This is a genomic window from Mycoplasmatota bacterium (genome assembly GCA_018394295.1).
Classification (GTDB): Bacteria; Bacillota_I; Bacilli_A; order Haloplasmatales; family Haloplasmataceae; genus JAENYC01.
The window spans coordinates 2,069,078-2,085,855 of record CP074573.1; the positions used below are offsets into that span (position 1 = coordinate 2,069,078).

15 protein-coding genes are annotated in these 16,778 nt (G+C 27.4%); 4 read left to right on the top strand and 11 right to left on the bottom strand.

The window, feature by feature from the left end; genetic code table 11:
* Position 1 precedes the first annotated feature (1 nt).
* From KHQ81_09510 to KHQ81_09560, 11 genes are all read right to left on the bottom strand, one after another.
* Positions 2-1,201, bottom strand: coding sequence for an ABC transporter ATP-binding protein (locus KHQ81_09510; protein ID QVK17124.1), 1,200 nt, complete (start codon positions 1,199-1,201; stop codon positions 2-4).
* An 8-nt stretch (positions 1,202-1,209) separates the two neighbouring features.
* Positions 1,210-2,025 (bottom strand): ABC transporter permease, encoded by an 816-nt coding sequence (locus tag KHQ81_09515; protein ID QVK17125.1) that lies wholly within the window; start codon positions 2,023-2,025, stop codon positions 1,210-1,212.
* Positions 2,009-3,043, bottom strand: a complete 1,035-nt coding sequence (gene rfbB, locus KHQ81_09520) for a dTDP-glucose 4,6-dehydratase (protein QVK17126.1) — start codon at positions 3,041-3,043, stop codon at positions 2,009-2,011. The genes KHQ81_09515 and rfbB overlap by 17 nt, the downstream gene beginning before the upstream one ends.
* Positions 3,040-3,894, bottom strand: coding sequence for a dTDP-4-dehydrorhamnose reductase (gene rfbD, locus KHQ81_09525; GenBank protein QVK17127.1), 855 nt, complete (start codon positions 3,892-3,894; stop codon positions 3,040-3,042). Before rfbD ends, rfbB begins: the two co-directional genes overlap by 4 nt.
* Positions 3,869-4,753 carry a glycosyltransferase gene (locus KHQ81_09530; GenBank protein ID QVK17128.1) on the bottom strand — a complete coding sequence of 295 codons (885 nt, stop codon included), beginning with the start codon at positions 4,751-4,753 and terminating at the stop codon, positions 3,869-3,871. The genes rfbD and KHQ81_09530 overlap by 26 nt, the downstream gene beginning before the upstream one ends.
* Entirely contained in the window at positions 4,750-5,298 is a 549-nt protein-coding gene (rfbC, locus tag KHQ81_09535) for a dTDP-4-dehydrorhamnose 3,5-epimerase (protein ID QVK17129.1), read from the bottom strand. The genes KHQ81_09530 and rfbC overlap by 4 nt, the downstream gene beginning before the upstream one ends.
* Positions 5,299-5,309: 11 nt before the next feature.
* On the bottom strand, positions 5,310-6,194 hold the full coding sequence (rfbA, locus tag KHQ81_09540) for a glucose-1-phosphate thymidylyltransferase RfbA (protein ID QVK17130.1): 885 nt from the start codon (positions 6,192-6,194) through the stop codon (positions 5,310-5,312).
* 81 nt (positions 6,195-6,275) lie between these two features.
* A complete protein-coding gene (locus KHQ81_09545) occupies positions 6,276-6,653 on the bottom strand; it encodes a DUF2304 domain-containing protein (protein ID QVK17131.1) in 378 nt (125 codons plus the stop codon).
* Between the two features lie 9 nt (positions 6,654-6,662).
* On the bottom strand, positions 6,663-7,358 hold the full coding sequence (locus KHQ81_09550; GenBank protein QVK17132.1) for a glycosyltransferase family 2 protein: 696 nt from the start codon (positions 7,356-7,358) through the stop codon (positions 6,663-6,665).
* A 67-nt stretch (positions 7,359-7,425) separates the two neighbouring features.
* Entirely contained in the window at positions 7,426-9,408 is a 1,983-nt protein-coding gene (locus KHQ81_09555) for a hypothetical protein (protein ID QVK17133.1), read from the bottom strand.
* Positions 9,409-9,462: 54 nt separating this feature from the next.
* Positions 9,463-10,194, bottom strand: a complete 732-nt coding sequence (locus KHQ81_09560; protein ID QVK17134.1) for an O-antigen ligase family protein — start codon at positions 10,192-10,194, stop codon at positions 9,463-9,465.
* An 855-nt stretch (positions 10,195-11,049) separates the two neighbouring features.
* Between KHQ81_09560 and KHQ81_09565 the strand changes: the two genes are divergently transcribed.
* The 4 genes from KHQ81_09565 (at position 11,050) to KHQ81_09580 (ending at position 16,675) form a co-directional block, all read left to right on the top strand.
* The gene (locus KHQ81_09565; GenBank protein ID QVK17135.1) at positions 11,050-11,760 is read left to right on the top strand and encodes a response regulator transcription factor; all 711 of its coding nucleotides are present in this window, start codon (positions 11,050-11,052) and stop codon (positions 11,758-11,760) included.
* Positions 11,761-11,762: 2 nt separating this feature from the next.
* A complete protein-coding gene (locus tag KHQ81_09570; protein ID QVK17136.1) occupies positions 11,763-12,929 on the top strand; it encodes a GHKL domain-containing protein in 1,167 nt (388 codons plus the stop codon).
* Between the two features lie 97 nt (positions 12,930-13,026).
* Positions 13,027-14,841: an ABC transporter ATP-binding protein gene (locus KHQ81_09575; protein ID QVK17137.1), complete on the top strand. Its 1,815-nt coding sequence runs from the start codon at positions 13,027-13,029 to the stop codon at positions 14,839-14,841.
* Entirely contained in the window at positions 14,834-16,675 is a 1,842-nt protein-coding gene (locus KHQ81_09580; protein ID QVK17138.1) for an ABC transporter ATP-binding protein, read from the top strand. The genes KHQ81_09575 and KHQ81_09580 overlap by 8 nt, the downstream gene beginning before the upstream one ends.
* Positions 16,676-16,778 lie beyond the last annotated feature (103 nt).

The following is a 16,778-nucleotide window of genomic DNA, read 5'->3' on the forward strand; positions in this document are numbered from 1 at the left end:
TCTAACTCCATTCATGTGGTAAGATAAATACTCCTTCACCAATGTATTCACCTTTAACCCAGAATTCTTTGACTTTACTTATATAATTAATTGGAACTGTACCTGTTTGATCAAAAATTGCTACATCAAAATAATATTGCCCTCCTAGAATCATCATCTGGTCATAGACAAGGGTCATTTCATTTATTCCTTTATTCCATGAAATTTTTACTTTATCCAATAGTGTATTTAAGCCACATATATATTTATTATCAATACCATATATCGCAATCCCGAGCACGGGATTTTTTATGGAAGTATCAAGCACTTCATAAGTTATTTTTACTGATGTTTTTTCATTAATTACAATTGTATCAACAGATTGATTAATTGAATTTAATAATTCAATTTTTTTAATTTCTGCGATATTATTATTGCTATTAACAACAATACTTTGAGGTTCTGACTCCTCTTTTTTATCATCTATCTTTTTTAAGAAACTTTCATAATGTTCACAAACAAGCTGTGCGTTTGCATATTCCATTACTTTACCTTCATGAAGCCAAATTGCCTTCTTACAAAATCTTTTAACAGCATTTAAATCATGTGATACAAATAAAATGGTAACTCCTTTTTCCATTAGTTCTGTAAATTTATCCATACATTTAAGTGAAAATTGTAGATCACCTACAGCTAATGCCTCATCAACAATCAGAATTTCAGGCTCAACGTTAATAGCAGTAGCAAATGCCAACCGAACAAACATACCTGTTGAATATGTTTTTACTGGTTGATGAATAAAATTACCTATATCCGCAAAATTAATTATATCATCAATTTTTTTATTCATTTCTTCACGAGAAAAGCCCATTAAAATCCCATTTAAATAAATATTTTCAATTCCCGTATATTCCATATTAAAGCCCGCGCCTAATTCTAGAAGTGCAGAGACTGTTCCCTGAACTTCAATATCACCGGTTGTAGGCGTAATTATTCCTGTAACAAGCTTTAAAAGTGTAGATTTCCCAGCGCCATTTTTACCGATTATTCCTAAAGTCTCACCTTTTTTTACATTAAATGAAACATCATTTAAAGAATAAAATTCATTATGATATTTTTTATGCCTAAAAATGGATAAAGACTCTTTTAAACGATCTTTTGGACTATTATAAATTTTATACACTTTTGATAATTCTTTAACTTTTATAACATAATTATTCATCATATCACCTACAAAACATCTGCAAAATGTCGTCTTAATTTAGCAAAAAAATAGGCTCCTAGCAATAATGTGATTAAGGTAAAAGCCCAAAAGTATATTAAATCATTTATTCGATTAAAAAACCAAATCTGATTTATAAAGGAGTCCCTAAAACCATCTACAATATAAAATAATGGATTTAATTTTAACAACCATACTTTGGATTCAGGTATAGTTTGTTTATAATTCCATAAAATGGGTGTTAACCATATTAATATTTGTAATAATATTTCAACAAATTGACCTACGTCTTTTAAAAATACAGCTAAAGAAGAGGTAACCCAAGATAAGCCAATTAGTAGAATAATCATAGCAAATGTATAATAGATAACTTGTATACTATAAATTGTAATAGGATATTTATAGAAGATGTACATCAAAAAAATTAATATAAAAAAGAAGATATGGACAAAAAAAGATGATAGAATTTTAACCATAGGTAAAACACTAACTCTAAATTTGACTTTCTTAACTAAATAACTATATTCATATAAACTATTAGTTGCACCTAAAAGTGCATCACTAAAAAAGAACCAAGGGATAAGTGCTGTAATCAGCCATAAAACAAATGGAAAGTTTTCTATTGGTGTTGACTTCAAACCAACTTGAAATACAAACCAGAAAACAATAATAATGACTACGGGTTTAATAAAAGCCCATATTCCACCCAAAATTGAACCAGCGTATTTTGTTTTAAAATCATTATAGGCTAAGCTAAAAATAATTTTCCGATTTCTTAGTAAATGTTTAATAAATAAACTGAATTCGCTAGTAATTTTTGACATCTTTATCACCATATTGTTTTTCATAATATTTTTGATATTCACCACTAATAATATTTTCCCACCAATTTCTATTATTCAAATACCAATTTATGGTTTGACGAATTCCAGTATCAAATGAATATCGTGGTTTCCAACCGAGTTCAGTTACAATTTTTGTAGGATCGATCGCATAACGTTGATCATGTCCAGGTCGGTCTTTTACAAAGGTGATTAAACTTTCTGGTTTATCTAATTCATGTAATATTCTTTTAACAACTTCTAAATTGGTAAGTTCATTATGTCCACCTATATTGTAAACTTCTCCAACTTTTCCATCATGAATGATTAAATCAATCGCTGTACAATGATCATATACATGGAGCCAATCACGTACGTTTTGGCCGTTCCCATAAACAGGTAAATTCTGTTTATTTAAAGCACGACTAATCATAAGTGGAATTAATTTTTCTGGAAAATGATAAGGTCCATAATTATTAGAACAACGACTTATCGTAATCGGCATTCTATAAGTACGATGATATGCCATACATAATAAATCAGCACTTGCTTTACTTGCTGAATAAGGGCTAGAAGTATGGAGAGGAGTTTCCTCTGTAAAAAATAAATCAGGGCGATCAAGTGGTAAATCACCATATACTTCATCTGTTGATATTTGGTGATATCTTTTTACATTATACTTTTTCGATGCATCTAGTAATATTTGTGTTCCCATTACATTAGTTTTAATAAAAGTTCCAGGATCAGTTATCGAACGATCCACATGAGACTCAGCAGCAAAGTTAACAACAACATCAAATAATTCATCAGTAAATAAGTCATAGATAAAATCTCTATCACTAATATCGCCTTTAACAAACTTAAATTGAGGATTATCCATCACATTTTTTAATGTTTCTATATTACCAGCATATGTGAGTAAATCTAAACAAACGATTTTATATTTTGGATATTTTTCTAACATATAATGTACAAAATTTCCACCAATAAAACCTGCGCCACCTGTAACTAATACTTTCATTTCACTTCACCTAATTCTTTCAAATAACGATTGAGGGCATCTTGCCAGGTTGGCAATAAATTAAAGCCTTCATCTATTAACGATCTTTTTGATAATCTTGAATTTTTTGGTCTAGTCGCTTTTGTTGGATAATGTTCTGTTGAAAGTGGATTAACATTTATATCAATATTTGCTTGGTTAAATATTTCACAGGCAAAATCATACCAACTACAAAATCCTTCATTAGTTGCGTGATAAATACCATAATGATTAGTCATCATCATGTCACACAATAATTTAGCCAAATCATAAGTATAGGTAGGAGAACCAATTTGGTCACTAACAACAGATAATTCATTTTTAGTTTTTCCAAGCTTTAACATGGTCTTCACAAAATTGTGACCATTTATTCCAAAAACCCATGATATACGGATGATAAAATGTTTTTCGGTATGTTTCAATACTTCTTTTTCACCTAGATATTTGGTTTCTCCATAATAATTAACTGGATTAGGTTTATCGTTTATCGAAAATGGATTATCCCCTTTACCATCAAAAACATAATCTGTACTGACATAAAATAGCGTAGCGTCTACTTTTTTACATGCCTTGGAAATATATTTTGTACCATTCACATTTACATCATAACATAGTTCTTTATGATCTTCAGCGGCATCAACAGCGGTATAAGCAGCACAGTGAAATACTATATCAAAAGGTTGTTGTGTTATAAAAGAATTTACATCATCTTCTTTGGTAATGTCTAATTCTTCTTTATCAATGCCAACCACGTCATTAAATCCCCGTTTATTTAATTCTTTTAAGACATCATACCCTAATTGACCCTTAACACCTGTCACAAGTATTTTCATTTTGCACTCCTTTGGTATTAATAATTTTATTATTGTAATTTCCTCTAAGAAAATCAATTATTCCTGCTAAAATCAATCTTAATTTCTTTAATTTTTGTTTTTCAAATATAATAACTAAAAAAGTAAAATATAAAATTCCTACTAAGTGGATAAAAATAAATTTAAATCCACGTTTACGATACTTAAAAGCAATGTAAAGACGATTACGTACGAAAAAATACTTCCGAAAAGGAGCATGATGACGTACAATATGTTTTTTAAACAAAAATTTGCGTACAACTGGTGCCCCAATTCGATGTTCTAAAGTTAAATCAGAAGTTTGAATAACTTGATAACCAGCATCTATCACACGATATGAAATATCTAAGTCAACCATGTCTATAAACAATTTGTTATCAAAACCACCAGCATCCTTTAAAGCTTGTACAAGATTTAAAGAGCCTGAGGTAATAACATGAGACACCGGTCTTGTTTCTGTTACATTACTTAATTTATTTTCTCCTAATTCTTTTTCAATAATATTAGGACCGACGATTCCAACTTTTTCATTTTTATTAAAATGGTTTAATAAAACCTCAACATAACCATCTTTTAGGTATGAATCTTGATCCATGGTCAAGATATATTCATAATTATTTATAAATGCGTAATCTAATGCAATATTTAATGCCTTCGCAATTCCAACATTTTCTTCATTTTCGATTATATTTAATTGAACATTTTGATTAATTACATCTAAATTAATTTTTACCCCATTATTAACGATAAGTATATGATCTACTTGTTCATCTAGTTTTTTTAAATTAAAATTTAAGATATCATAGTCTGGATTATATGTTACAATAGCACCAAGTATCATAAGAAATTAATATCTGAATCACTTAGTAAAGGTGCATTTTTATCTTTATCTGATAAAATCATTTCAAAATCTGGCCATTCAATATTTAATTCAGGATCTTTATAATTAATTGAACGATCATGTTCTTTAGAATAAACTTCATCAACCTTATATTGAACTTCCACATCATCAGTTAATGTTAAAAATGCATGTCCAAATCCTTTAGGGATAAGTAATTGCTTAAAATTTTCACTACTTAATTCTACTTGCACATATTGTTTATATGTAGGAGAATTTTTCCTTAAATCAACCACAACATCCAAAATTTTTCCTCTTGTACAACGAACTAGTTTGGTTTGGGCTTTGGGGTTAATTTGAAAATGAATTCCACGTAGTACACCTTTATCTTGACTATAGGAATGATTATCTTGTACAAAGTGATAGTTAAAGCCAGCTTCCATCATCTTCTTTTGATTATAAGATTCGGTAAAATAACCTCTATTATCTTTAAACACTCTTGGTGTTAAAATAAAAACACCGTCTAGTTTTGTTTTTTCTATATTCATTACAGCACATCCTAATAATGTATTTTACCTTCAAGAACTTTTTGAAGGTATTTTCCATATTGATTTTTCTTTAAGCGTTCTAATTGACTTTTTAACTGTTCCTTGGTAATCCATTGATTGATATAGGCAATTTCTTCTGGACAGGATATCTTTAACCCTTGATGTTGTTCGATGAGTTGAACAAACGTTGATGCTTCAAGTAAAGATTCATGCGTTCCTGTGTCTAACCAAGTAAAACCACGTCCTAGAGTTTCAACATGTAATCGATTATGATTTAAATAAAGTTGATTGACATCTGTAATCTCTAATTCACCACGAGCTGATGGTTTAATTGATTTAGCAAAATCAATTACTTTATTATCGTAAAAATATAAACCTGTCACTGCATAATGACTTTTTGGGTTTTGTGGTTTTTCTTCAATTGATATTGCTTTTCCAAATTCATCAAACTCAACAACGCCAAATCTTTCAGGGTCTTCAACATAATACCCAAAGACAGTCGCCGTTCCATTTTCAGCTTGTTTTACCGCTTGATGAAGTTTATTTCGTAAACCATTTCCATAAAAGATATTATCACCTAATACCAACGCAACTGAACTATCACCAATGAACTTCTCACCAATGATAAAGGCTTGTGCAAGTCCATCTGGAGAGGGTTGTTCTTCATAACTTAATTGAATGCCAAAATTATGACCATCGCCTAATAAACCCTTGAAGCGTGGTAAATCCTCAGGTGTTGAAATAATTAATATTTCTTTTATTCCTGCAAGCATTAACACTGACAGTGGATAATAAATCATTGGTTTATCATAAACTGGTAATAATTGTTTACTTGTTACGGTTGTCAGTGGATACAATCTAGTTCCACTACCACCCGCTAAAATAATTCCTTTCATATATAACTCCTTTTATATTTGATATTATAATAATTAATTGTTTCATCTTATGAAAATATCCATGCTGTCATGACATGGATTTTAATGTTCATTTTTTACTTTGATTGCCTCTAAAAGATCTTTATTCAATCTCTTTTGTTCGAGTTGTTGAATCGCGATAATTTGTGATAATTCTTTTATTTTATCCTCATGTTGAGATAATATAGCAGAGTGATTAAACATGAGAAAGTAACTAAATGAAACAATCAAAATAAATAAAAAGATAGAGGGATCTTTAATCCCGATTAGACTTTGGGTCCAACTTGAAACAGCTGGTACAAATGCGAAAATTGAAAGAGCAATTGTCCAGAGAATCCAAAACACCGCATCTTTAATCCGAAATTTTGAGGCTCTTATCATTATCATAATTAAGACGAATGTGATTATTCCAACAACTAAAGTATCAATAGAAATATACATCTAAATCACCTACAATGTTCTTTTCGGTCTAAGCATTTGGACAATAAGAATTGATATTGCCATATATATAATAAATAAAGTGCCTGAAATAAAATTAAAATAACTTAACCCAGCTAATCGCTTCCCCATCACTACTTGTACTTCAGCTACCTTTGCACCACGTCGAATATGATAAACTAAATCATCAGGCTCTGGAGCTGCATTAATTTCTCTGGCGTAATATTCCAGCATTTTACGATTATAGACTTTCATCCCAGATGTTGGATCTGAGATAAAACGTTTTGTAGTGAAATAAATTAACCCTGTTAAGATTTTTGAACCCCACATCCGTAAGCTATGTCCACGTTTTACAGTTAAAAAACGTGAACCGATGACAATGTGATATCCTTCACTTGCTTTTTCAACTAAGGGTTCTATATATTTAGGATAGTGTTGTCCATCACAGTCAAACTGAACCGCATAATCATAGTCATTATATAAGGCATATTTAAAACCAGTTTGAACGACCATCCCAATGCCAGTATTTATTGGTAAGTCTATGAAATTATAATTATTCCGTCGACAAATCTCAGGTGTTCTATCGGTTGAACCATCATTGATTACAACATAGTCATAATTAGGACAAGTCTTTATAACACCATTCACTACTTTTTCAATGTTCTCTTCTTCATTAAAAGCAGGAAGGATTAATAATACTTTTTTCATAATTCCCATCACATCTTTCTAAATTCCCCAACCATTTTACCACAAAGTAAAATAAAATTCTATATAATCATTGAATTAAATAGACAATTATAGACTCAGTACTTAGGCTTTCTGATTGGTGATAATACTTTTGTAGATTACTATTAATTGGATTATTTTTATATACAATAATACACTCTATATGATATTTTTTGACTAAACTAGTAAAAGTATGTGCCATAAATTGATTCTTATTGTTAATCATTAGAATGAGTTCTAATAATTCCTCATTATCATACGCCTTATATTCTACTTGACGCATATCATTGACTGTAAAAACAAATTCATAATTGTTTGTGACCATTGACAATTCATTAATGAAGTCCTCTTCAGCAATGATTCTGTAAGGTTTATCTAATTTATGACCTATATCAACTACATCATTTTTAACTTTATAATAAAAATTACTATTATTAATTGGATGTAACCCATGAAAAATAGAGATAAAAGGAATGATGATCACAAATAGCCAGATTAATAATTTCTTTTTATTTTTAATATTCACAAAATATAATACAATCATAAAATGAATGGGTAAAATAAATAAGATTCGATGAAATGTTCTAAAAGAGGTGATTAATCCTCCCACTAAAGGAAAATTGAAAGGATTCAAGAAAACTAGTAACATGATTAATACATAGGAGTAAAAAAGGAATTGGAAGTTTGGATACTTCTTATGGACATAGATAAGGCCTAAAATGGCTAATATATAGAAGATAACTAAATTATATCCATATAAATAAATGATTTCTAAAGGATTCGGTAGTAAAGCAACTGAATTATAAATATCATTACTTCTAGTTGCTAGTAGGTAAATCCCACCACTAATTGAAGCTACTCCAATTAAAATTAAACATCCATAAAATATATTTTTTATCACTTTTTGATTTTTGTTTATGACTTCATTCCCATAATAATATAAAAACAAACCAATAAGTATAATAACTATAAATAAACTTTCAATACCAATGATAAAAAGCGTACTTTTTAGATAAAAATCTGAAGCGAATATAATAAATTGATAATTAATAATAATAGGGATTAATAAAGTTAGGATTATAAATCCATAAAAACGGTCCGTTTGACGCTTCTGATAAATTATAAAATAGATAATGACTACTAAACTCATGATAAGTTGTAAAAATAACGCAGAAGCGGTTAACCCTGGGGTAATTAAGTTAAATAAACCTAAAAAAAGGATATCTCGCTTATTTTGATAAGATACAATTCTATTCAGTAAATAAAATAGTAAAATAACAAGTCCATTTAAATAAATGGTTTTACCTGTATAACTATTAGTTATAAAATTAAACGCATTATGTGTAAAAAAGACACGATGTAAATTACTATTTAAAAAGATAAAAACAAATAAATAAATTAAGAATGCATAATTAGTTTTCACTTTATCTTTAATAATTTTCTTTAAAAAGGTATATGATGTTATTAATATAATAACTAAATGACAAAAGGTAACCACATTTACTGTAAAGATGGTACTATCCATTCTAAATAGATGAGATAAAGTACCAATAAAGAGTTCATAGGTTACAAAATAATACATATACCCCATTTGACTTGTAATCCCACTCCATGGTTCTATCATATAGATATTTTTTTGTGTTGTAACAGAACGAATGAGTGGTAAATAAAACGAGGAATCTCCTGGAATAATGAAGTCAAATAAGAAGTATATACCAATAAAAATAATAATTGAGGTTAGAAGGAAATAATTAATTTCCTTATGAAAAATAAAATTTTTATATGAAAAGGTATAACTTAATATGATAAATAATCCGAGTAATGGGTAGGTGATATAATAAATCATTTGTACCGGTGCATTTAATATCGTTGGAATGACAGATATTACATGAAATAGACCAAAAGTAATAAACATACCGATGACAAGTTCAAAACCTTTGAGATAAGAAAAATGGTTTGTGATAAGTTTACCTATGGAATAATACACAGATAAGAATAACAAAATTAAACAGATTATTTTTATAATTAGCATACAATCACCTTATCCAAATATCTATTATTATAACACAAAATACGACCTTTAGCGCTATTTTTTGACAATTATCTTCATTTTGAGACAATCATCTTCATCTCCCTGTCGATAGATTTCTACCACTCCAATGAGTGTATAGAAGTATACTCCAAAGAAAAATAAATCAAAACTAACATCAAATAATTGATGCGTTAACACCCCAATAATAGAACATACGATACATAAAATTAAAGAGTTATTTCTTTTATTTAATATCTTAACCCAATGGTAGACAATAACAGTAAATAATATTAGTCCAACAATTCCAAGGGTTGCAGCGATTTGAAGTAAGAAATTATGATAATGTGCATATGGCCTATGTAAATAATGATTAATCATATATTCACTAGATTTTATGCCTTGACCAAATATTGGACCTTGTTTAAATTTTTCCCACCCTAACGCATAAATTTGATGTCTACTACGATCATTAAAGAAATTTCTCCCCTTTAAATATTTCAAAATAATACTGTAAAATTTATTTTTATACAATAAAATAGGTGTTGAAATTAATAATAAAAGACCTCCATATCGTAATACTCTCTTCTTACGTAGAAAAACAATACTAAAAAGAAGGATTGATATGAAAACACCTAAATAAGCACCCCGTGATAAAGTCATCAATAATCCTAGAAAGTTCAGTATATCAATAAGTAAATAGATAAAAAATGCTCTCTTCTTGTTTATATATTTATATAAAGCAATAGGTATTAATAATACATAAATTGATGCGAGTATATTTGACATGGACCATCCTAAACGAAGGAGGTTTTTATTATCTAAAATAGGAGTGATTCCATATCTAATATAGAGTGAGAATATTTCTAAAGATAGGGTAAGCATTAAAAAAGAGGCGATATAAGTTATACAATCAATTTTTTTAATTTTAGTACTTCGGTTGGTAATTATAAAGTAAGCCAGATATCCTTCTATTATCGCAAATAAGCCATTTATTCCATATTTAAGCATAGGCGTCCATAATAAAGATAGACTATTATAAATTAAGTAGATTAAAAGCGGGAAAAATAAATTTCCTATAACGATTCTTTTTTCCCTTATACAATAAAAAAGAGTTAAACAAAAAAGAAATTGAATGAGACAATATTCAACCAGAATAAAACTTGTACTAGATTGTTTTGACATAACTGAAAATAGAACAATTATTAAATAGTAGTTGATTGATTTCTTTTTATAAATGAAATAACAAAAAATAACCCCATAAATTAATAGGAGGATATAAGGATGTATATTTAAAAACCAGATGATAAATGTTAAAAGTGTCAATAAAAACAACTTTATCTCTAATGAATATGTCTTCATATAATGACCTGTTTCTCTATTTAATTCGCTATTATTGTTTGAATAATTACCAAATTTATACAATTAACATCTATACATCCCAACTTTCAAGATTTCGTTATGAAAGTTAAAAAGGAACCTTCACATAGAAAGTTCCTTCATATTATTATTCATTTTTATGCTTCATGATTAGGATATAAGCTGTACTTGATTATTAAAAAATCTATGTTTTATTGATTAATAATAATAACATTATTTACTAATCATTACGTTTTTTATATAATTATAATTGAGGTGGTATATATGAGAATTGCGATATGTGATGATGAAACCATTTGTTTAGAATATTTAAAAGAAGTAATCGAAAGATTTAGTGTTACACAAAATGTTCCTATAAATATTGAAGTATTTCACAATGCCGAGGAAATGCTTTTTGAGACGGGGGATACCACTCCCTATGATTTACTAATATTGGATATTCAAATGGGTAAAATGAATGGGATGGAACTTGCAAAGAGGATTAGAAAAACTGATCCAAATGTATATATTGTTTTTTTAACCGGTGTAGCTGATTATGTATATGATGGTTATGAGGTAGGTGCATTACGCTACTTATTAAAACCATTAAAGGAAAAACAACTATATAATATATTAAGTGATGTTATAAGCAGATTAGAATCCAATGAAAATCAATATTTAATAATAAAAATAAACAGAGAGAACGTAAAGATTAGTTTAGATGATATCATTTTTATCGAAGCCATGGGACATTATGTTATTATTCACACTGAAGATAAGGTCTATGATGTAAAAATGAGTATCAACAATATAGAAAATGAAATACATTTTACTTTTTTTATTAGAGTTCATCGCTCATATATAGTTAATATAAAACATGTCGATAAGATAAATAAAGAAAATTGTGTTTTATCAAATAATGATACAGTTAATGTAAGTAGAGGAAATTATAATAAGTTAAATGAAGCATTTATTAATTATTATCGGGGTATATAAAAATGATTGAAGGTATCTATTTCACACTAATATTTTTAATTTATTGGTATTATTTATCTTATTTCTATAAAGTTAAAAAAGTCCATACAATAATTCCATTATGTATTGGCATTTGTTTAAATATTTTATTCTATTACTTTAATTTAGAGATATTAGCATTATTATTTAATCTTCTGATTTTTGTTAGTTATCTTCTCTTTTATGCGAAAGAAAAAATTTATAAAATAGAAATATTACTCTTTTTTGCTTTCTTCCTTTTAAACGGTTCAATCTACTTAGTTTTAGATGTCTTATTTAATTCTAATACTTCATTAATACTTGCCTATAACTTTTCTTTATTAATTGTGTTTACATTGATCCATGTATATAAAAATAAAGTTTCTCTTTTATTTTATCTTTTATTTTTAATCACAATTATCTTTATAAGTTATATAAGTCAAATTTATTTGATTAAACATATTTATATTAATTTTATTGTTTCTACCTTAGTTTTTTTAATCTCTCAAAATAATCAAAAATATATTAGATTAAACTATGAACAAAGAGAGAATGAATATCAAAATAAAATAATCAGTCAACATGTTGAGGAAGTTGAAAATATCTATGAAATAATGCGGGGTTGGCGCCATGATTATCACAATCATATGCAAACCTTAAAAGCTCATCTATCTTTAAAACGATATGATTTAATGGAAGGGTACTTAAATGAATTAGAAAATGATTTAGATAGTGTCAATATAATTATTCAATCCAATAACACTTATTTAGATGCTATTTTAAATAGTAAATTATCGCTAGCGTTAGTTAAAAATATTGAGATAAATGTTAAAGCTGTCGTTCCAAAAAAACTTTATGTAAGCAATATAGATTTATGTGTACTTATAGGTAATTTACTTGATAATGCGATTGAATCCTGTGAGGAAATGACTAATGAAACAAAATTTATTCGAGTTTTTATTGGTGTTTTTAAAAAACAATTATATATATCAGTTACTAACTCTACTAAAGAATTAATTCGTAAATTAGATTCAGAATATATCACAAATAAAAGAGGAAATCATGGTCATGGATTAAATAGAATTGACAATATTGTAAAAAAATATGATGGTTTCATTAATAGAAAAAACGAACCAGGTGTGTTTGTGACTGAAGTCATGTTGCCACTATGATACAATTCGTGCACGAATTAAGGCGATTCGTGCATTTTTTTATTCGTTTAAAATAATTACTTATATAATATAGGTAATGAGTAAAGGAGTGATACAAATGAAGTATTCATTGTTTAATAATGTGAAGTATGTATTTCATCATGTTTTTTGTAGTAATAAAAAGCTTAAGATAATGATTCCCTTATTGGTTTTAAGTTCTATTTTAGTTCCAATATTTGAAACAATTATCCCTTCTATTGTAGTTGGGTTTATCACCCAAAAATCTGGGTTGACGAATTATTTAATTGTTATCAGTTCAATATTTATTGCTTATAGTGTATTTTTATATTTTAAACAGTTTTTATTTACGATAACTACTTCAGAATATGCAATGATCAGAATTAGAGAATTTTACTTTGGTATTAGTTCCAAATTAATGAAAACTGATTATATAAATGTTGAGCCACAAGAAAAACAAATTATAATTCACAAAGCTATGAGTTCACTTCATTCAAATTGGGTAGGAATAGAATTTATGATGAAAAATGCGCCTACGTTTTTTATAAATATTGTAGGTTTAATTATTTATAGTACTTTTATTTTAACATTAAATTATTTTATTTTAATTGTTTTAATAGTAATGTCAATATTAAATTATTTGTTAAATACCTATGCTCAAAAATATGAGATTAAACATAAAAACGATTATGCTAAACTTGATAAACAAATTAATTACTTATATGAAAACTCTACTTCTATAACAAATGGAAAAGATATTAGAATTTATAAAATGAAAAATTGGTTTTATCATGTGTTTCATGAATTAATAAAAAAACGAGTTAATTGGAGTAGAAAAATAGAATATCGTTATTTTTTACCTTCAATTTCTGACAATATATTACTATTTATTAGAGATATTATCGCCTATAGTATTTTAATTAATTTAGTTTTAAATAATAAAATTAATGTTGCAACATTTACTTTATATATTGGAATCATTGGTGGATTTTCTATTTGGCTGAATAATTCAGTTACAGCATTGTCTAATTTAAAAAGAGCTAATATAGGTGTTAATGATTACCGAAGATTCATGGATATAGAAGAGGTATTTAACCACAATGATGGTCACCCAATTCCAACTAAAAGTTATTTTCCCCTTGATATTGAGTTTAAAAACGTATCATTTCGATATCCTGGATTTAGTGAAGATACACTTAAAAATTTAAATTTTAAAATTACAAAGGGTAGTAAAATAGCCTTTGTTGGGAATAATGGGGCTGGAAAAACAACACTTGTGAAACTAGTAACAGGTTTATATTATCCTACAGAAGGAGAAATTCTTGTTGGTGGAAAATCAATTAAAAACTATAATATCGAGGAATATCATCATATAGTTGGCGTAGTTTTTCAAGAAGTAGAAACTTTAGCTTTTGCTATCGCTAAAAATGTAGCTGCCTCAAAAGAACGCAATATTGATCATGATAAATTATGGAAAAGCTTAGAGTTAGCTGGTTTAAAGAATAAAATTGAATCTTTAAAAAATAAGGAACAAACCTATTTAACTCAATATTTAGATAAAGATGGCATATTACTATCAGGTGGAGAAATGCAAAAATTAATGCTTGCTAGAGCATTATATAAAAATGCACCGATAATGATTTTAGATGAGCCAACTGCAGCATTAGACCCACTTGCTGAAGCTGAGTTATACGAAAAATACAATGATTTGACAAAGGAAAAAACATCATTATTTATTTCTCATCGATTATCAAGCACAAAATTCTGTGATCAAATTTTATATTTAGAAAATGGTGAAATAAAAGAAGATGGAACTCATGAAGAGTTAATGAAAATTAATGGTATGTATGCAAATATGTTCAAAATTCAAAGTCATTACTATAAAGATAATTTGGAGGTGACTGAAAATGAATAAATTTTATACTTCGTTAAAAGATATAAAAAATCTTTTAAAAATTATTACTAGCATATCGAAGTTATTTTTACCATTTACAATTTTAGCGAATTTGGTTAAAGCAAGTTTACCTTTCATTAATATTATTTATGGCTATTTAATATTAGATGGTCTAGTATTAGGTTATAGTAAAGAAAAAATATTTAGATATATTATCCTAATGGTTACATTAAATCTTATTTTAGGATTATTAAGTGCATTATTAGGTCAAATTGTTAAAATAAAAAGTGATTTTATTAATATCACCATTAAATCTAGAATAGCACTCAAATCTTTATCATTAGATTATGAAGAACTAGAAAAGAAGAAAAACATTGAATTATTATTCAAAGCCAAAGAAGGGTCAAACTCTAATGGGGGAATTTCATCATTTTGTTTAACTATTTCCCAGTTCATTAACTGCTTATTTACTTTAATTTATTCAATTGTTTTACTTTCAGGATTATTTGTGATATACCCTGTTTCAAATCCTACGATGCTTGAAAGGATTTATAATTCACCTATTACAACCATTTTATTATTTTTATTACTGTCTGGTTCATTGATAATTAATTTTAAGTTTATGAGAAGAATTAACAACGAATCCTACAAAAACTTTGAGGAAAATGTTGAAAATAATCGTAAATTTTCCTATTTTATGTATTTATCTTATAACTATAAGTTTGGAAAAGATATAAGAGTTTATAAAATGAGTGATATGATTGAAGAAGAAATGATTAACTCTAATGAAAAAGCAGAAATAGGTTTAAGAAAGATTGCGATTTTCGAGGGAAAATATAGTGGGTATACGGTAATAATAAATCAACTAGTTGTATTCTTGACTTATGCTTTTGTTGGTATAAAAGCGATATTAGGGCTTATAACTATAGGAAGTGTTTTAAAATTTGTTAGTTCACTTAATAAATTATATACCTCAGTAAATGAGATAATTAATATATGGGTTCAATTAGATATTCAAAGACAATATTTAAATAATTATACAACTTTTTTAAATTTAGAAAATAAAAAGTATGAGGGAACATTACCTATCGAAAAAAGAGATGATAATAACTACGAATTAGAGTTTAGAAATGTATCTTTTCATTATCCAAATAGTGAGGATATGATTTTAAAAAATATCAATTTAAAATTACATGTAGGAAGAAAAATGGCTATTGTTGGAAGAAATGGTGCTGGTAAAACAACATTTATTAAATTATTATGTCGGTTATATGACCCAACAGAAGGTGAAATTTTATTAAATGGAATCAACATCAAAAAATATGATTATCAGGAATATTTAAGTATATTTAGTGTTGTATTTCAAGACTTCAAATTATTTTCTTTTAGCGTTGGTCAAAATGTAGCAACAAATGTGAATTATGAAGAAAATCTAGTATGGAATGTTTTAGAAAAAGCTGGTGTATCAGAAAGAGTTCATGACATGAAGAAAGGTTTAGAAACAACAATTTATCAAAATGAAGAAGATGGTGTTGAAATTTCTGGTGGAGAAGCACAAAAAATTGCCATCGCTAGAGCACTATATAAAAATGCACCTTTAGTTGTATTAGATGAGCCTACAAGTGCATTAGATCCGATTTCAGAATATGAGATTTACTCTCGCTTTGATCACCTAGTATCAAATAAATCCTCAATCTATATTTCACATCGTATGTCTAGTTGTCGTTTTTGTGATAACATCATTGTATTTGACAAAGGAGAAATTATTCAAATAGGAAATCATGAATCATTAATGAAAAATACAGGTGGACTATATAGTGATTTATGGAATGCTCAATCAAAATATTATCAATAATAGTTATCTAATATTTATATATACATAATAAAAAAAGGAAATATTTCCTTTTTTTATTATTCTCAATAATTTAATGGATAACAACATCTGTGTCTAATGATGC

Bases quoted from the DNA above. Each gene is read 5' to 3' on its own strand.
- KHQ81_09515 (QVK17125.1), bottom strand. From the start codon at position 2,025: ATGTCAAAAATTACTAGCGAATTCAGTTTATTTATTAAACATTTACTA.
- KHQ81_09560 (QVK17134.1), bottom strand. From the start codon at position 10,194: ATGTCAAATATACTCGCATCAATTTATGTATTATTAATACCTATTGCT.
- KHQ81_09545 (QVK17131.1), bottom strand. From the start codon at position 6,653: ATGTATATTTCTATTGATACTTTAGTTGTTGGAATAATCACATTCGTC.
- rfbA (QVK17130.1), bottom strand. From the start codon at position 6,194: ATGAAAGGAATTATTTTAGCGGGTGGTAGTGGAACTAGATTGTATCCA.
- rfbC (QVK17129.1), bottom strand. From the start codon at position 5,298: ATGAATATAGAAAAAACAAAACTAGACGGTGTTTTTATTTTAACACCA.
- KHQ81_09575 (QVK17137.1), top strand. From the start codon at position 13,027: ATGAAGTATTCATTGTTTAATAATGTGAAGTATGTATTTCATCATGTT.
- KHQ81_09550 (QVK17132.1), bottom strand. From the start codon at position 7,358: ATGAAAAAAGTATTATTAATCCTTCCTGCTTTTAATGAAGAAGAGAAC.
- KHQ81_09530 (QVK17128.1), bottom strand. From the start codon at position 4,753: ATGATACTTGGTGCTATTGTAACATATAATCCAGACTATGATATCTTA.
- KHQ81_09510 (QVK17124.1), bottom strand. From the start codon at position 1,201: ATGAATAATTATGTTATAAAAGTTAAAGAATTATCAAAAGTGTATAAA.
- KHQ81_09555 (QVK17133.1), bottom strand. From the start codon at position 9,408: ATGCTAATTATAAAAATAATCTGTTTAATTTTGTTATTCTTATCTGTG.
- KHQ81_09570 (QVK17136.1), top strand. From the start codon at position 11,763: ATGATTGAAGGTATCTATTTCACACTAATATTTTTAATTTATTGGTAT.
- KHQ81_09580 (QVK17138.1), top strand. From the start codon at position 14,834: ATGAATAAATTTTATACTTCGTTAAAAGATATAAAAAATCTTTTAAAA.
- rfbD (QVK17127.1), bottom strand. From the start codon at position 3,894: ATGAAAATACTTGTGACAGGTGTTAAGGGTCAATTAGGGTATGATGTC.
- rfbB (QVK17126.1), bottom strand. From the start codon at position 3,043: ATGAAAGTATTAGTTACAGGTGGCGCAGGTTTTATTGGTGGAAATTTT.
- KHQ81_09565 (QVK17135.1), top strand. From the start codon at position 11,050: ATGAGAATTGCGATATGTGATGATGAAACCATTTGTTTAGAATATTTA.